Below are 17,314 nucleotides of genomic sequence, written 5' to 3'. Positions count from 1 at the left end.
TCCCGGCCCCGCCGTCAGGGTGCGGACATGATGAAGGGGAACTTCTTTGATCCGTGCACTCTCCAGACCGTCCGGGTTCTTCGGCGGCGTCGGACGTTCCGTACCGGGCAGGTCGCCCCGGGCCGCCTGGCGGCGGATGACCTCTCTGACCGTCGGCGGGGCCCTGACGCTCGCGGGCATCGTGGCCCTCCCCGGGGCCGCGCACGCCGCCACCGGCCCGACGGCGTACGTGGCCAACTTCTACGGGGACAACCTCTCGGTGGTCGACACGAGCACGAACACGGTCACCGAGGACATCACCGTCGGCAACAGTCCCGTCGGTGTGGCGGTCGATCCGGCCGACGCGCACGCCTATGTGACCAATTTCGACGAGGCCACCGTCTCGGTCGTCGACACGGACACGAACACCGTCAGTGCGACCGTTCCCGTCGGCAGCAATCCCCTCAACGTGGCCCTCACGCCGTCCGGAGACTTCGCCTACGTCGCGAACAGCGGCGGGACCACGGTCTCGGTCATCGACACGGCGAGCAACACGGTGACCGCGACCGTCGCGGTGGGGAACTCCCCCAACGGCGTGGCGATCACCCCGTCGGGCGCCACCGCCTACGTGACCAACAACAACGAGGCCACGGTCTCGGTCATCGACACCGCGACCAACACGGTGACCGCGACCGTACCGGTCGGGGCGTCCCCTGCCGGTGTGGCGGTCAGCCCCTCGGGGAGCGTCGCCTACGTCACCAACGGCGGCGGGAACACCACCTCCGTCATCGACACGGCGACCGACACGGTCACCGCCACCATCGCCGTCGGCAACTCCCCGAACAGTGTCGCCTTCGACGCGTCGGGCACCCGGGCCTACGTGGCCGACCGGGGCAGCGACGACGTGAAGGTGATCGACACGGCGACCGCCGCGGTGACGGCCACCGTCCCCGTCGGCGACGGCCCGGCCAGGGTCGCGGCCGCCCCGTCCGGCACGGCCGTCTACGTCACCAACGTCGACGCAGGCACCGTCTCCGTGATCGACACCGGAACCCTTGACGTCACGGCCACCGTGGGCGGGTTCAGCGGACCGTACGGCCTGGCCTTCACGGCCCCGCCGTCTCCCGCGCGCGCCGACGTCGACGTCCGTCTCGCCGCGCAGCCGCATCTGAGCATCCTGGTGCCGTACCTCTCGTACACGCTCACCGCTCACAACACCGGCCCCAAGGCCGTCACTTCCGCGACGCTCACCGCGAAGCTCCCTGCTGGCGCCAGGGCGACCAACCTCGCCGCCGGTTGCACCGCCGCCGGCGCCACGGTCACGTGCACCTACGGAGCCATCGCCGACGGGGCGAGCGTGAACAAGACGTTCCGCGTCCCCTTGCACCTGCTGACGCTCGGCCCGGTCAAGGTCTCCGGCCAGCGCACCGCCTCCGCGCCCAGCGATCCCAACCCCGCCAACGACACGGCTTCGGTCACCTGCAACGCCGTCTCCGTCGTCCTGGCCAGCTGTCCCTGACACCGCCCACGCGGTGACGCCCGGCACCGGGCAGCGGTCCGACTGGGAGTTCTCAGTCGGACCGCGTTCCGTCAGGTACACCCTGCCGGGGTGGTGCCGGCTCCACCCCGGTCCGGGCCCGAGCCCTCCTGCCGAACTCCTCCGCGCCGAGCAGCATTTCGTGCAGGACGAATCGGCGGACGAGGGAGACATGATGGCCGGTCACACACGGCGCAGGGTTCTGCAGGGTACGGCGCTCGCGGCGGCGGGGAGCGTGGTGGGCGGGTTCGGGCCCGGCCGCCTGGCGCCTGCCGCCCGGGCGGAGGGTTCGGGCGGCGCGCAGTCATCGCCGTTCCTGGAGGGCGCCTTCGCCCCGGTCACCGAGGAGTTGACGGAGTTCGGTCTGCCGGTGACCGGACGGGTGCCGCGCGATCTGGACGGCCGCTATCTGCGCACCGGTCCGAACGCGCTGGGTCTGGAGGACCCTCGGGCGCACCACTGGATGCTCGGCGACGGCATGGTGCACGGTGTGCGGCTGCGCGGCGGGCGTGCCGAGTGGTACCGCAACCGGTGGGTGCGCTCCTCGCAGGTGGCGGAGAAACTCGGCGAGCCGTACCCGGGCGAGGTGCCGCCCGACGACTTCGCGTGCAACACCCATGTGATCCCGTACAAGGGGCGGATCCTGGCGCTCCAGGAGAGCGGGCCGCTGCCCTACGAACTCGACGGCGACCTGGGCACGATGCGCCCGTACGACTTCCGCTCCACGCTCGAGGGCGCGTTCACCGCGCACACCAAGTACGACGCGACGGCCGACGAACTGCACGCCGTGGCGTACTACCCGACCTGGGACCACGTGCGGCACATCATGATCGACGGATCGGGCCGGGTGGCGCGCACGCACCGGATCCCTCTGGCGGGCGCACCGATGATGCACGACTTCGCGCTGACCGGGAAGTACGTCGTGCTGGTGGACGTGCCGGTCACGTTCGACGCGGCGGCGGCCGAGGCGGGGGCTCCGGTGCCGTACGCCTGGAACGAGCGGCATCCGATGCGGCTGGGTGTCGTACCGCGCTCGGGCGGCGCCGTCCGCTGGTTCGACATCGACCCGGTGTTCTACTCGCACACCCTCAACGCCTACGACGAGGGGGACACCGTGGTCGTCGAGTACACCTCCATGCCCGCCCCCTTCTACGTGGCGGGCCGGGGCAACGGCGGCCCCTCCACGACCGGCACCCCGACCCTCGACCGCTGGGTCGTCGATCTGCGCGCCGGGCGCGTGCGCACGACCCGCCTGGACGACCTGCCGCAGGAGTTCCCGCGCGTCAACGAGGCCCTGGTCTCCCGCCGGCACCGCTACGGGTACGCGGCGAGCGCGGCCGAGATGTGGCGCGCCTACGAGACGGTCGACGGGGTGCCGCCGGACCACAGGTTCAGCAACTGCCTGGTGAAGCACGACATGCTGCGCGGCACCCGGCAGGTGCACCGGTTCCCGCGCGGTGCGGCAGCCTCCGAGCCGGTCTTCGCCCCGCGCCGCGGGGCGCGGGACGAGGACGACGGCTATGTCCTGGCCTACGTGCACGATCCGGATCGCGGCGCCTCCGACCTGGTGATCCTCTCCGCCCAGGACTTCACCGGCCGTCCGCTCGCCCGGGTCCGGCTGCCGGGGCGGGTACCGCTCGGCTTCCACGGCAGCTGGGTCGCGGACGCGTAGCGCTCGATGGCTCCCGTCGAAGAGATCGCGGAACGTCGTTGTCAGTGGTCGGGTGCATGATCGGCGTGTCAGTTCGTCTACAGGGCCTCTACGGGCTTGGGAGCACCATGCCGATCGTCAACCAGCGGATAGCGGACCACGCGTTTCTGCGGCCGCTGTACGCGGACACGTACTTCCCCGATCACGTCCTCGACAAGGGCAGGGCGATTCTGCTGCGGCTCTGCGAGCGGATCGAGGCCGAGCAGCCGTCGGACCTCGCCGCCCTGTATGTGCTCACCCAGGCCGCGACGGAGGAGTTCAACCTGCTGGAGGCGGAGTTCGAGGCGGCCGGGAGCGAGATCGAGACGGTGGCGCGCGAGGAGATCGCGGAGGGGTTCTGGTTCGTCGCGTCGGCCTACGGGTTCGCGGACGCGGACGTCGAGGAACTGATCGCCACCCGGGAGTGGTGAGCGCCGACGGATTCGGCGGCGCTCGGAGGCCGCCGGTTCACCGTCCGGCGATGTCCGGCCGGAAGCAGGCCGTGACGTCCTTGCCACGGGGGCACTCGTGGGCCTGCCAGGTGTCCGCGAGCGCGTCGATGAGCAGCAGCCCGCGCCCGCCGGTCGCCTCTTCGTCGCTCTCGCGTGGTCTGGGCATCTGAGGGCTGTTGTCGTGCACCGTCACATGGAGGCATTCGCCGTCCCAGGTCAGGACCAGCTGAGCGGTGCTGCGTGCGTGGATGTGCGTGTTCGTGACGAGCTCGGAGACCGTCAGCAGCACGGCGTCGACCGTGTCCGGCGCGCTGCGGGACCACTCCAGGTCCTCCAGATGCCCACGCGTCCAGTCACGGGCCGCCTTGACGCCGCTGCTGATCGGCAAGGAGCGCGCCCACCCCACAGCCCTGAGCGAAGAGTCCGCCACGATGGACCACCTTTCTGTGTCCACTGACGCGTGCCCCGGATCGGCCGATGCACGTACACCCCTACGGGGGTAGTCGAACCGCCGCGGGAAGACGCCGTCCCAGGCGCCTCCGACGGCAAGCGGTGTTCCAGACGCAGCATCAGTGCCGCACCCAGTGCGGCGAGCAGGCCCATGGCGAGTCAGGGCAGCAGGCGGCCGTGGCGGAAGAGGACGCCGAACAGGGTGGGGCGATGACGTTCGCGAGGCCGAAGGAGTACCGGTACGCCGCCGGGTAGGTGCCCCGCGAGCCAGGTGGTACCGCGTCCGCGGCGAGCGCCATCGAGGCAGGTCCGTACGTCGTCTCCGCGACGGTGCGGCAGACCACCACCGCCACCAGGAACGGCGCCAGAGCCCGGGAAGGCAGCCGGACGGCCGCCGCGGACGCGGTGCATCACAGCGCCCACAGGCCGCCGGCCCTGGCCATCGCACCAGCGCGGGTGCAGCGGCGCCTCACATCCTCGCCCCACTGAACAGCCGTCGTTTCTCACAGGGGCGGTGGCGGCGATCAACCCGTTGTCGCCGTCGGCGGGCCGTCGCCGTCACACGTCGAACGCCGCGACGTCCGGGGTGTGTTCGTGGAAGTGGCGCCGCAGATGCCGTTCGATGAACCGCTCCCCGCGGCGCTGGAGGTGGGCGCGGCCCGCCTCGCTGCGGCCGAGTATCTGGTAGCGCAGGAGGTTGGCGGCGATGAGCGGCGGTACGGCCCAGGGCAGCGAGGGTGGCAGCCCCAGGTCGCGCATGCCCCGGCGGCCGAGGAAGAAGCGCAGCATGCTCAGCAGTCGCGCCCGCGCGTGGGCACGCCGTACCCGGGCGAAGTGCCGGAAGTGGAGGTGCCGTTGGGCTTCCACCAGCGCGCCGGCCAGGGGCGGACCGGCGGCGCCGCCGTAGCTCTGGGTGAGCAACAGGTGGTAGTTCAGGCGGTGTTGCTGCGGCTCGTAATCGAAGAGCCAGTCCTCGTCCACCCCCAGCAGATGACCCACGTATTTCCACAGATGCATGACCGCGCGCGATTCGGCGCGCGTCACGCGCACGCCCAGGAGGCGGACGCCGAGCAGCTGGACGGCGTTGAACAGGCCCAGTGTGGCGGCGAGATCGGACCTGTTGACGGGCAGGCCCCAGCGCGCGGTGTCCCATCCCCCGCCGCGCTCGAACCGGTGGTTGACCAGGGCGTGCATGAGGCGGACGTGCACGGTCAGGCGGAAGCCCTCCCCGTCGCGGCGCAGGGCGCCGGGGGCGGTGACGGCGGTCGCCCAGTGCTGTGTCTCGGCGATCCGGCGCAGCGCGGAGCCGCCGACCAGCCCGCCGGTCTCCACCAGCAGGCGCGGCGGTCCGTCGAAGCGGTAAGAGCCGATCAGCGCGAGTTGCAGCATCACGTCGGCGGTGTTGCGGCCGAATCGGCGGGCCACCCGGCCGCCCTCCTCGACCAGGTCGAAGTCCACCCAGTCGGGGACCGGTTCGACCGCGGCGAAGAAGTCGCGCAGCGCGCGGGGCGCGTCGGGCACCGCGTCGATGCCGTCCTGGAGCGCGCGCCGGAACTGTTTCATCGTCACCTTGCCGCAGTCCCCTGCCCCGGTGCCGCGCAGGGCGTCCGCCAGGGCCGCGCCGAGCTCGTCGCGTGCGGTGAGCCGTTCGCCGATGGTGGCGAGCAGGCCCTCGTCGACGCGGCCGCGGCTCACCCGCAGCAGGCGCAGGGGTCTTCCCAGGCGGCGGTTGAGGCGTTCCGTCTCACGGAAGCGCCGGGGGTACGGGGACGGAGGCGTCGTCGTCCGATGTGGCTCGACCGAGGCATCTCGCGTTGAAGGCTCGTGTGCGACCATGACTCGATGCTGACGGTCTCTCATATTCGCGTTCAACTCGTCTTCTGATGCCCAGGTCATCGCCCGGCCGCGACGACCGGCCGGCACCGGTCACTCGCGTCTCCGCGCGAAGGGTTCCGCGCCAGGAGCGGTCGCGGGCGACGGTGGAACGCATCCTGGAGGCGGGCGCGCAGGTCCTGTCCGAGCACGGCTACGAGGGTGCGTCGACCTCCCGGATAGCGACGGCGGCGGGTATCAGCCCCGGCTCGCTGTACCAGTACTTCCCGCACAAGGACGCGATCGTCCTGGCCGTGCTCGAGCGCTACAGCGACCGGCTGGTAGCGGGGATCACCGCCCAGATGACGGGGCAGTTCGAGCAGCCCGCGCCGGTGATCGTCCGCGCCACCCTGGCCACGCTGCTCGACGGTCTGGACGTGGAGCCGCCGTTCCTGCGCGCGGCCGTCGTCCACGGTCCCCAACTGGACGACGGCCGCGCCCTGCGGATCTTCGAGGACCGGATCGGCGAGCTGGTCCTCGCCTATCTCACCACCCGGCGGGACGAGTTGCGCCCCGATCTCTCGCTGTCCGCGGCCGCGTGGATGCTGGTCCGCACCGTCGAGCACCTGACGGTGCGCTATCTGCTGGACCGTCCTCCCATCGAGCGGGACCGCTTCCTTCAGGAGCTGACCCAGTTGACGCTCAACTACCTGCGCCCGACGGCGGTTTGACCGCAAGCGGTCGCCGACGCCGATGCCACTGGGGCGCACGGGCCCCGGGCGTCCGGCAGGATGTCCTGACACACCGGTACGCGAGGAGACGTCAGCAGTGAGTTACAACCAGCCCGGACCGTACACCGGCCCGCCGCAGCAGCCCGGGCCCTACGGCGTGCAGCAGCCCGGGCCGTACCCGCAGGCAGCACCGCCGGGGCCGTACGGACCACCCGCGCCGCCGGCACCGTACGGGCCGCCGCAGCAGCAGGGCGGGTGGGGCTGGCCGCCGCAGCCCGGCGGCATCCGGCCGCCGCAAGGTGGCGCGGGGAGGAAAGGGGGGATCATCGTCGGTGTGGCGGTGGCGCTGGTCGCGATCGGCGGCGCCGTGTTCTGGTACGTCGGCTCGAAGGGCCTCGAGGACGACGGCCCGCACCGGCTGACCGCGCCGTCGACGACATCGTTCGCCACGTACTTCCGGTACGGCGACGCCTCCGACACCGAGATCACCCTGGGCAAGAAGGCGGACACCCAGGAGCTGACGGAGATCGGCATCGAGAACCCCGAGCCGGTCGCCGCGAGCTACTACGAGGAGGACCTCAACAACCTCGACACCTCCGACCCGGACGCGGTCCAGGACAAACTGCGGAGCGCGAAGAACCACGCGCGGTTCACGGTCTCGGGCGCGTACGGAAAGATCGCCGACCCCAAGTCGACGCTGATCCAGTACATCGCCAAGACGCGGGAACATGTGGCCGACGCCGCGAACAGCAGCAGCGCGCACATCGTCACCACGCTGGGCGTGGCCGAGGACGCGGAGGCGGACTCGCTCGACGGCGCGGTGATGATGTGCGCCGATTTCGACGTCGACAACTGGGACACCGACGAGGACATCGAGACGACGGTGTGCGGCTGGGCCGACTACTCGACCATCGCGCTGGTCACTCCCTACGACGGGATCTTCGGCCTGTCGACCGAGGAGGCGGCGGAGCTCACGGGCAAGGTCCGCGGCGACCTGCGCGTCGCGCGCTGAACCCTGCCCCGTGACTCCTCCCGGCAGTCGACCCCTGTGAGCGAGGCCGACGCCGGCTACGCGTCGGCGCGGCGGCGCCCGCGGCGGCGGTTCAGCCACAGCAGGCCCGCGCCGCCCGCGATCACGGCCGCCCCCGCTCCGGCCAGTGGGAGGTCGCCGCCTCCGGTCTCGGCGAGTTCCTCACCGGACGCGGGGGTCGACCCGGTCTGGGGCGTCACGGCGGAGCGCGCCGATTCGGCCGGGGGCGTGGCCGGCGTGCCGGATGCCGTCGCGGCGACCGCGGCGACCGCGCCGCGCGTGATGTGGGTGCCCGTTCCCACGGGCTCGGCCGCGTAGTTGGCCTCGCCGACGCAGTCGCTGTACTCGTAGTTGGCCTTGGCCGAGCCCTTCAGGCCGCCCGCGTCGGTGCTGGTGGGGCCGCCGAAGACGACGTCGGTCCTGGGCATGGTCGCGCAGCTGGGAACGGCGAGGTAGTACTCGACGAATCCGCCCTGGCTGCCTTGCAGATCGCCGCTGCCGGCCGGGAGCGTCCAGGTGCCGAGGTGGGTCCTGGTTCCGGTGACGGTGTCCCTGGCCGTGCCGGTCCAGGTGTCCGTTCCCGACCGGGCGACCGTGAGGTCGTAGCGGTGACCGTAGACGGCGTCGAAGTCGACGGCGCAGGTGACACCGGGCCCGCCGTCGGCTCCCTCGTGGCAGTTCGGGTCGGTGGTGGTGGAGCCTCCGGTGAAGGTCGAGAAGCGTGCCGACAGGCGCTCGTGGCCGCCCTCGTTCTCGCGCGGCTGGAGACCGGTGTAGCCCATCGCGTTGCCGAAGTTGAACTGCTGCGCGAAGTAGAGGCCGCTCTGGTGGGCGGTGGCCTTCTCCACGGTCAGCGGGAAGGTGATGTTGCTCAGGCCGGATGACGGGGTGCCGGGGATGGACCAGCCGACCGAGACGTTTCCGCCGCCGACGGACGCGGAGGCCGACTGGGGTACTGCCATCAGCAATCCGGCCGCTGCCGCGACTGCTGCCGCACTGTGCCGGACGGTCCTGGTTTTCGTCACGCTCTGCTCCAAGATCTGTGATGAGTACGGTCGAACGGACGCTGTACCGTGGCGGACTGCCAACGGTTCGAACGACCTGTCGACCTTGTAGAGCGCAGGAGCGAGCCACCCCCTCGCCGCGTTATCCGTTCGTGATGCAGTTTGCGCATGTGAACGGATCGGGTGCCGGGATTCCCGTCCACCGCCGCTCGGCGTCGAACGAAAGAGAGTCCTCCGTGTTCGCCCGCCACAGCGACCTCACCCGCCTGTGCGACGAAGAGCTGTCGGCCGCGCTCCGACCCTCCGGCCAGGGCGGCGACCCGGCGGCATCGGCAGAGCTCGGCGCCCGGGCGCTGGCCGAGCTCTACCGGCGCCACCGGGCCGCCGCCCTGGCCAGGGCGCGGCGCTTCGCGGGCGACCACAGCGCCGAGGACCTGGTCTCGGAGGCGTTCCTGCGGACCGTGCGCGCCGTGCGGGGCGGGAGCGGGCCGACCGGTTCCTGGCGCCCGTACCTGCTCACGGTGGTGCGCAACACCGCCGCCGAGTACACGAGGGCGGCCCGCACCGAGGTGCCTCTCGCGGACTTCCAGACCTGGAGCGAGTCGCTTCCCGACGCCGTGGAGCCGGAGGCCGTCGTGCTGCGCACCGAGGAGACGCGCCTGCTCATCCGCAGCTTCCGTTCGCTTCCGGAACGCTGGCAGTCGGTGCTGTGGCAGCGACTGGTCAACGAACGTTCCACCGCGGACGTCGCCCACTCGCTGGGGCTGACTCCGAACGGAGTCACCTCGCTGCTGGCCCGTGCGCAGGAGGGCCTGCGCAGTTCCTACCTGCAGGCGCACGTGCGGCTGCGCGGGGACCGTGAATGCATCCATTACGCGGGCCTGTTGGGCGAGGCGGTGCGCGGCAAGGGCGGACCGAACCCGGGGCTGAGGCGTCATCTGGCCCGGTGCGCCCCGTGCGCGACGGCCTTCGCCGATCTGCGGAACCTCAACGGGCGGCTCAAGGCACTGGCACCCTTCGCGCTGCTGCTGCCCGCGCTCAAGGACACCGTGCACCTGGCCGCGCAGGGCCTGTCAGGCGGAGCGGTCACGACCGTCGCCAAGGGGGCGGCGGGCAAGGCGGTGGCCGGAGGCCTGCTGGCCGCGACGGCCGCGGTGGTGGTGGGCCTCGCCGTGTGGTCCGGATCGCCGAAGTCCTCGGCGCCGGAGGCGAAGCCGGCCGGGCCCGCGACCGCCTCGCCGTCGGCGTCCGAGGCGAGGTCCACGGCACCCTCCTCCCCCACCCCGAAGGCCGAGCCGTCACGCACCACGGCCCGCAGTGCGCGGAAGGCGGATCCGGCCACCGGCGCCCGGATCAGGGGCACCGCCTGGGGAACGTGCGTCGGCGCCGAGGACGGTCGGGCCGTCTCCCTCCCCTGCGACGATCCGCGGACGGCCTGGCGGCGGGACGGCGACGACCATTTCCGGCTCATCAACGCGACGACCGGCCAGTGCCTGGACACGGCGGAGCACTACGACCGCACCTCGTTCAACGGCGGGGGCATCTGGGCCGTGCGGATGGCCCCCTGTACGCGGGCCGGCACCTGGTCCGTCCCCGGCTTCTCGGACCACGTCGAGCGTCTGGTCGACGACACGACGCGGGCGTCGCTGTCGACGGGGAAGACCTTCGGCACCACGGCCCCCACCACGTTCATCGCGTACGGCGCGTACACGGACTCGGCGGACCAGAGCTTCCCCCTCGGGTGACGGGAGACCAGGTTCGTAATCGTCAACAAAAATGTCCGCACGATCGCTGTGCAGATTGTTGACAGTCTCGTAGCGTGTGCGACGCCTCGATCCCGAGGCCTCGGCGCAGTACTCGGCACGCGATGAGGAGACTTCATGCAGCGACTCTCGGCGTCCATGGGACGCACCGCTCCGCACCCCACGGGACGTCCGGCTCCCGGACGTCTGCTGCGAGGTGTGGCGCTCGTCGGCTCGCTCGCCCTGACGGCGCTCGCGACACCTGCGTCCTTCGCGGTCGCGTCCGCCTCGGTCGAGCGGGGCCGGGGCGCGGATCCGCAGGACGCGGCGCTGGCGTTCGACAGGAGCGCCTACACGACGATCACCGTCACGGTCGACGGGCGGCCCGTGAACGTCCGCCGCTACAAGGAACTCTGCTACGTCGCCGACCCGGTCGCCGCCGCGCCGCAGCAGTCCGGGATCGGCGGCAGCACCACGATCGACAACACGCGCTGCGGATACCAGAGCATGAACGTGTTCGTGCCCGAGAGCGCCTTCGGCGATCAGCGGGCGCCGATCTACTTCGCCGTGAACAACGCGGGCTGGATGGCCAGTTACGTCAGGTCGAGCGTCACCGCGGGGGCCGCCTACGACAGTGCGACGAGCAATGTGGGTGCGGCGCTGAAGGCCGGGTACGTCTTCGTGGACGTCGCGAACCGCAGCCGCGGAATGGTGGGCGCGGACGGTTCGTCGCCGGGCAAGGCGCCGGCCGCCGCGGTCGACGCCAAGGCCGCGGTGCGCTACCTGCGTCTCAACGACACCGCGATGCCGGGCAGCGCCGAGCGGATCGTCGTCAACGGCACCAGCGGTGGCGGCGCGCTCTCCTCGATCCTGGGCGCGTCCGGCAACGACAGCGTGTACGACCCGTACCTCGCGGCGATCGGCGCCGCGGGGATCGACGCCAAGGGGCGCAGCACCCTGCGCGACGACGTGTTCGCCGTGAACGCGTACTGCCCGATCACCGATCTCGGGAACGCGGACGTCGCCTACGAGTGGCTGTACAACCTTCTCGGCACCCGGGACGCGACCGGCTCGAACGCGCAGGCCGCGGACGCGGCGGCGATCGCGGCCAAGTTCCCCGCGTACGAGAGGAGTCTGGGCCTGCGCAACGCGGACGGTTCGAAGCTCACGGCCGACACCATGCTCGCCACCATCAAGAAGGAGGTCGTCCGCTCGGCGGAGAGGTATCTCCAGGCCGACCCGGCGCACACGATCCCGGCCCTCGGCGAGAACTTCGTCATCACCTCCGGCGGACCCGGCGGGACCACGACGAAGTCGTACGTCAACGACTGGCTGGACGTGGACAACGCCACCGACGAGGTGCGTTCGGTCGACATGACGAAGTACCTGAAGTTCGTCGCCACCCAGGCCACGCTGAAGACGACGCCCGCGTTCGACGGAGTGGGGGTGTACGGCAACACGACGAGCGGTACCGAGACCAACCTGTTCGGCCCGTACGCCCGGAAGTACCTGAACTACACCGAGTTCAGCTGGGACCACAACGACGTCGCGGGCGACGGGAGCGGCCTGGACGACACCGGGCTGACCTGGAAGCAGTACGTCGCCAGGAAGAGCACCACCGTCGACGACCAGCTCCGTCTCATCAACCCGATGGACTTCATCGGCACCAGGAGCGCCGACACGGCACCGAACTGGTACGTCCGCAACGGCACCCGGGACCGCGACACCTCGTTCATCATCGGCATCAACCTGGACCGCGCGCTGAAGGCGGACCCGCAGGTCGGGGACGTGAACTTCCAGCTGGCCTGGAACCAGCCGCACGCGGGCAACTACGACGTGCCGGAGGCCATGGCGTGGATCGCCGAGGTCGTCGAGCGCGCCGGCGATCCGACGGCCTCCGGCCACCGGTGACCGGCACAGGACGATGACGGGGTGCGGGGCAGACCAGGGCGGGCGTTCCGCCGAGTGCCCGGTCTGTGCCGTGCCCGTCCTATGCTGATGGCATGTCACGGTCGCATCAACAGGTTCGGCAACGACCGTACCGGCCCGGACTCCGAGGACGAGCCCGCGTCCGAGGACGCCGGAGCGAGCTGATCGGCAGGATCGTATGAGCGCATCACGGACCGCGCGGGCCACCTGGCGCAACACGACGCACGACTGGGCGGGGACCGTCGACTTCGGGCATCTCGCACGCATTCGCCGGGATCCGGTCCGCTTCGCGCCGAGCGGCACGCTCCATCTGGTCCTGGAGGTGATCGCATACGCGGCGGACGAGGCGGAGAGCAGGGGCGGTGGACGCTGCCGCGTCACCGTCCGTCCGGACGGCTCCGTCTCCGTCGTGGACGACGGACGCGGCACCGACACGCGCGTCGACGACCGGGGCGAGGTCGTGAAGAAGCCGGTCATGGCCACGAAGGACCTGCGCTTCTTCGACCACGCGGACGCCCCGGCGCTGCCCGACGGACACCCGCGACAGGGCATGTCCACCGTCGCCGCCCTCAGCACCTGGCTCGTCCACACCAACCGCCGTCACAACGGTTCCTGGACCCAGCGGTACGAACACGGCGGCCCCACCACCGGCCTGCGGTCGATCCCCGACGACGGGACGACCGGCACCGGCGTCCATTTCCTGCCCGCGCGGCCGCTCCTCCCGGCCGACGACGCGACGGTGCGTGACCTGGCACGGCTCACCGGCTCGTGGCCGCATCTCCGCCTGACGGTCCACGGCGGCCCCGCCCTTGGCCTTCGAGGCCTCCCGCGACCGCCCAAAGACCGTCCCCTGCCCGGTCGCTAGGCGATCGACGCGCGCAAGACAAGGAGAACAAGGTCACATGTGTGTCGGCTGCTGCTCTTCTGCGCGCTGCCTTAGCATCCGAACATGACGGTCCTGCCTGACGACGGGCTCTCCCTGGCAGCCGAATTCCCTGACGCGACGCATGATCAGTGGCAGCAACTTGTCGCCGGTGTCCTGCGCAAGTCGGGCAGGGAAGTCTCGGCCGGCGAGGCGGAGGACGCCCTCTCCACCACCATCGAGGACGGGCTGCGCGCCCGCCCGCTCTACACAGCGCACGACGCCGCTCCCCCGGTCGGCCTCCCCGGCTTTCCGCCGTTCGTCCGCGGCGGCCGCGCCGAGGGGAACACGGCCGGCGGCTGGGACGTGCGCCAGCGCCACGGACTGCCCGAGTCCGCCGCGGTCCTCGCCGATCTCGAGAACGGCGTGACGTCGCTGTGGCTGACGGTCGGCGACGCCGGCGGCTTCCCCGTCCCGGCGCTGCCCGCCGTCCTCGACGGCGTGTACCTGGACCTCGCCCCCGTGGTGCTCGACGCGGGCGCCGACCACGAGAGCGCCGCGCGTGAACTGCTGCGCGTGTACGAGGACCGGGGCATCGCCGCCGACGCGGCGCGCGGCAACCTCGGCGCCGACCCGCTCGGGCTGGAGGCCCGCACGGGCCGGGCGTACGACACCGAACCCGTGGCCGAACTGGCCCGGCTGTGCGCCCAGCGGTACCCGGGACTGCGCGCGCTGACCGTCGACGCCCTCCCGTACCACGAGGCCGGTGGCTCGGCGGCTCAGGAGCTGGGCGCGTCCCTCGCCACGGGCGTCGCCTACCTGCGGCGTCTCACCGAGGCGGGCCTGGACGTCCGGCAGGCCCTCGCACAGGTCGAGTTCCGCTACGCCGCCACCGCCGACCAGTTCCTCACCATCGCCAAGTTCCGCGCCGCGCGCCGACTCTGGGCACGGGTGGCCGAGGCGTGCGGCGCGCCGAAGAGCGGGGCGCAGCTCCAGCACGCGGTGACGTCCCCGGTGATGATGACGCGCCGCGATCCGTGGGTGAACATGCTGCGTGCCACCATCGCGACGCTCGCGGCCGGAGTGGGCGGCGCCGACGCCGTGACCGTGCTGCCGTTCGACGACGCGCTCGGCGTGCCGGACGCGTTCGCCCGGCGGATCGCGCGCAACACCTCCACCATTCTGATCGAGGAGTCCCACCTGGCCCGGGTGATCGACCCGGCGGGCGGCTCCTGGTACGTGGAGCGACTGACCGACGAACTCGCCCACGCGGCCTGGGAGTTCTTCCGAACCATCGAGCGGGAGGGCGGTCAGGCGGCCGCACTCCGCTCCGGCCTGGTCGGCGACCGGCTGGCCGAGACCTGGTCGGTGCGCGCCCGCCGCCTCGCCGAGCGCCGCGAACCGGTCACCGGTGTCAGCGAGTTCCCGCATCTGGCCGAGAAGCCCGTGGTGCGCGCGGCCGCGCCGCCGCGGCCGTCCGGCGGACTGCCCCGGGTCCGTCGCGACGAGGCGTTCGAGGCACTGCGGGCCCGTTCCGACGCCCACCTCGCGGCCACCGGGCAGCGGCCCCGGGTGTATCTGGCGGCGCTGGGACCCGCCGCCGCGCACACCGCGCGCACGACGTTCGCGGCCAACCTGTTCCAGGCGGGCGGCATCGAGCCCGTGACCGACGGCTCCTTCGAGGAGAGCGGGGCGCGGGAAGCGTGCCTGTGCTCCAGCGACGCGGTCTACGCGGAACAGGCCGAGGACGCCGCGCGGTCCCTGCGGGAGGCGGGCGCCCGGCACGTGTTCCTCGCGGGCCGCCCGGGCACCGTCTCCGCCCCCGACAGCTTCGTCTTCGCCGGCTGCGACGCCGTCGACGTACTCAGCGCCACGCTCGACCGCATGGGAGTGTCCCGATGACCGCCGCTGGCACGTCCGGTGTCCCCGACTTCTCCTCGATCGATCTCGGCAGCCCCGCGCCGGGCACCACGGCGCAGGAATGGCGCAGCGCCCTCAAGCGCGCGGGCGACGGCGCCGACCCGCTGTGGGAGACGCCCGAGGGCATCTCCGTCGAGCCGCTGTACACCGGCGAGGACCTGGAGGGCCTGGACTTCCTCGGCACGTACCCGGGTGTCGCACCGTACCTGCGCGGCCCCTACCCGACGATGTACGTCAATCAGCCCTGGACGATCCGCCAGTACGCGGGTTTCTCCACGGCCGAGGAGTCCAACGCCTTCTACCGGCGCAATCTCGCCGCCGGTCAGAAGGGCCTGTCGGTCGCCTTCGACCTGCCGACGCACCGCGGCTACGACAGCGACCACCCGCGGGTGACCGGCGATGTCGGCATGGCGGGCGTCGCGATCGACTCGATCTACGACATGCGGCAGCTCTTCGACGGCATCCCGCTGGACCGGATGACCGTGTCGATGACGATGAACGGCGCGGTGCTGCCCGTGCTCGCGCTGTACATCGTGGCGGCCGAGGAGCAGGGTGTGCCGCCGGAGAAGCTGGCCGGGACCATCCAAAACGACATCCTCAAGGAGTTCATGGTCCGCAACACCTACATCTATCCGCCGAAGCCGTCGATGCGGATCATCTCCGACATCTTCGCGTACACGTCGCAGCGGATGCCGCGCTACAACTCGATCTCCATCTCCGGCTATCACATCCAGGAGGCGGGTGCGACGGCCGATCTGGAGCTGGCGTACACCCTCGCGGACGGCGTGGAGTACATCCGGGCGGGCCGGGAGGCGGGACTTGACGTCGACGCGTTCGCGCCGCGCCTGAGCTTCTTCTGGGCGATCGGGATGAACTTCTTCATGGAGGTCGCCAAGCTCCGCGCGGCCCGCCTGCTGTGGGCGAAGCTCGTGAAGCAGTTCGACCCGAAGAACACCAAGTCCCTTTCGCTGCGCACCCATTCGCAGACGTCGGGCTGGTCGCTGACGGCGCAGGACGTCTTCAACAACGTGACGCGTACGTGCGTGGAGGCGATGGCCGCGACGCAGGGCCACACCCAGTCGCTGCACACGAACGCACTCGACGAGGCGCTCGCGCTGCCCACCGACTTCTCGGCGCGCATCGCCCGCAACACCCAGCTGCTCATCCAGCAGGAGTCGGGCACGACGCGGGCGATCGACCCGTGGGGCGGCAGCGCCTACGTGGAGAAGCTGACGTACGACCTGGCGCGCCGGGCCTGGCAGCACATCCAGGAGGTCGAGCAGGCCGGCGGCATGGCCAAGGCCATCGACGCGGGCATCCCGAAGCTGCGCATCGAGGAGGCGGCCGCCCGCACCCAGGCGCGGATCGACTCGGGGCGGCAGCCCGTCATCGGCGTCAACAAGTACCGCGTCGACTCGGACGAGGAGATCGAGGTCCTCAAGGTCGACAACTCCTCGGTGCGGGCCCAGCAGATCGCCAAGCTGCGCCGGCTGCGCGAGGAGCGCGACGAGACGGCCTGCCGGGACGCGCTCGACGCGCTGACCCGGGCGGCGGGCGGTGACGGCAATCTCCTGGAGCTCGCGGTGCGCGCGGCCCGGGCGATGGCCACGGTCGGCGAGATCTCGGACGCGCTGGAGAAGGTCTACGGCCGGCACGCCGGACAGATCCGTACGATCTCCGGTGTGTACCGCAACGAAGCAGGGGAGTCCGGATCCGTGGACCGGACCCGCGGCCGCGTCGAGGAGTTCGCCGAGGCCGAGGGGCGCCGGCCGCGCATCCTCGTGGCCAAGATGGGGCAGGACGGCCACGACCGCGGCCAGAAGGTGATCGCGACCGCCTTCGCCGACCTGGGCTTCGACGTCGACGTCGGCCCGCTCTTCCAGACACCGGGCGAGGTGGCGCGGCAGGCCGTCGAGGCGGACGTGCACATCGTCGGGGTGTCCTCCCTGGCCGCCGGGCACCTCACCCTCGTACCGGCGCTGCGCGAGGCGCTCGCCGACGAGGGGCGCGAGGACATCATGATCGTGGTGGGCGGGGTGATTCCGCCGCAGGACGTGCCCACGCTCCTGGAGATGGGCGCGGCCGCCGTGTTCCCGCCCGGCACGGTGATCCCGGACGCCGCCCACGACCTGGTGTCGCGCCTCGGGGCGGACCTCGGGCACGACGACCAGTGAGC

13 protein-coding genes are annotated in these 17,314 nt (G+C 71.6%); 10 read left to right on the top strand and 3 right to left on the bottom strand.

Annotation, left to right across the window (positions count from 1 at the left end; all coding sequences use genetic code 11):
- Positions 1–136: 136 nt before the first annotated feature.
- The 3 genes from ABZ930_RS01325 to ABZ930_RS01315 all read left to right on the top strand — a co-directional run bounded on the left by ABZ930_RS01325 (position 137) and on the right by ABZ930_RS01315 (position 3,637).
- Entirely contained in the window at positions 137–1,498 is a 1,362-nt protein-coding gene (locus ABZ930_RS01325; RefSeq protein ID WP_361539528.1) for a YncE family protein, read from the top strand.
- Between the two features lie 193 nt (positions 1,499–1,691).
- Positions 1,692–3,188 (top strand): carotenoid oxygenase family protein, encoded by a 1,497-nt coding sequence (locus ABZ930_RS01320; protein ID WP_361539644.1) that lies wholly within the window; start codon positions 1,692–1,694, stop codon positions 3,186–3,188.
- A gap of 107 nt (positions 3,189–3,295) precedes the next feature.
- Positions 3,296–3,637, top strand: coding sequence for a DUF5713 family protein (locus ABZ930_RS01315; RefSeq protein ID WP_361539525.1), 342 nt, complete (start codon positions 3,296–3,298; stop codon positions 3,635–3,637).
- Positions 3,638–3,674: 37 nt separating this feature from the next.
- On the opposite strand, the gene ABZ930_RS01310 is transcribed toward ABZ930_RS01315, so the two are convergent.
- Positions 3,675–4,088, bottom strand: a complete 414-nt coding sequence (locus tag ABZ930_RS01310) for an ATP-binding protein (RefSeq protein ID WP_361539522.1) — start codon at positions 4,086–4,088, stop codon at positions 3,675–3,677.
- A 578-nt stretch (positions 4,089–4,666) separates the two neighbouring features.
- Entirely contained in the window at positions 4,667–5,803 is a 1,137-nt protein-coding gene (locus ABZ930_RS01305) for an oxygenase MpaB family protein (RefSeq protein ID WP_361539519.1), read from the bottom strand.
- A gap of 284 nt (positions 5,804–6,087) precedes the next feature.
- Between ABZ930_RS01305 and ABZ930_RS01300 the strand changes: the two genes are divergently transcribed.
- Positions 6,088–6,651, top strand: a complete 564-nt coding sequence (locus ABZ930_RS01300; RefSeq protein ID WP_361539516.1) for a TetR/AcrR family transcriptional regulator — start codon at positions 6,088–6,090, stop codon at positions 6,649–6,651.
- Positions 6,652–6,748: 97 nt separating this feature from the next.
- The gene (locus ABZ930_RS01295) at positions 6,749–7,663 is read left to right on the top strand and encodes a hypothetical protein (RefSeq protein ID WP_361539513.1); all 915 of its coding nucleotides are present in this window, start codon (positions 6,749–6,751) and stop codon (positions 7,661–7,663) included.
- 56 nt (positions 7,664–7,719) lie between these two features.
- Here ABZ930_RS01295 and ABZ930_RS01290 read toward each other — a convergent pair whose 3' ends face one another.
- Positions 7,720–8,643 (bottom strand): hypothetical protein, encoded by a 924-nt coding sequence (locus tag ABZ930_RS01290; protein ID WP_361539511.1) that lies wholly within the window; start codon positions 8,641–8,643, stop codon positions 7,720–7,722.
- Between the two features lie 278 nt (positions 8,644–8,921).
- Here ABZ930_RS01290 and ABZ930_RS01285 point away from each other — a divergent pair, with 278 nt between their 5' ends.
- The 5 genes from ABZ930_RS01285 (at position 8,922) to scpA (ending at position 17,312) form a co-directional block, all read left to right on the top strand.
- The gene (locus ABZ930_RS01285) at positions 8,922–10,430 is read left to right on the top strand and encodes a sigma-70 family RNA polymerase sigma factor (RefSeq protein ID WP_361539508.1); all 1,509 of its coding nucleotides are present in this window, start codon (positions 8,922–8,924) and stop codon (positions 10,428–10,430) included.
- A 135-nt stretch (positions 10,431–10,565) separates the two neighbouring features.
- Positions 10,566–12,338, top strand: a complete 1,773-nt coding sequence (locus ABZ930_RS01280) for a subtype B tannase (RefSeq protein ID WP_361539505.1) — start codon at positions 10,566–10,568, stop codon at positions 12,336–12,338.
- Positions 12,339–12,534: 196 nt separating this feature from the next.
- Positions 12,535–13,221: an ATP-binding protein gene (locus ABZ930_RS01275; RefSeq protein WP_361539502.1), complete on the top strand. Its 687-nt coding sequence runs from the start codon at positions 12,535–12,537 to the stop codon at positions 13,219–13,221.
- 84 nt (positions 13,222–13,305) lie between these two features.
- On the top strand, positions 13,306–15,120 hold the full coding sequence (locus ABZ930_RS01270) for a methylmalonyl-CoA mutase family protein (RefSeq protein WP_361539499.1): 1,815 nt from the start codon (positions 13,306–13,308) through the stop codon (positions 15,118–15,120).
- On the top strand, positions 15,117–17,312 hold the full coding sequence (scpA, locus tag ABZ930_RS01265) for a methylmalonyl-CoA mutase (protein ID WP_361539496.1): 2,196 nt from the start codon (positions 15,117–15,119) through the stop codon (positions 17,310–17,312). Before ABZ930_RS01270 ends, scpA begins: the two co-directional genes overlap by 4 nt.
- Positions 17,313–17,314 lie beyond the last annotated feature (2 nt).

This window comes from Streptomyces sp. NPDC046716 (assembly GCF_040645755.1).
Lineage (GTDB): Bacteria > Actinomycetota > Actinomycetes > Streptomycetales > Streptomycetaceae > Streptomyces.
The sequence above is the reverse complement of the archived record's forward strand: the minus strand, read 5'-3'. Positions and strand labels throughout refer to the sequence as shown.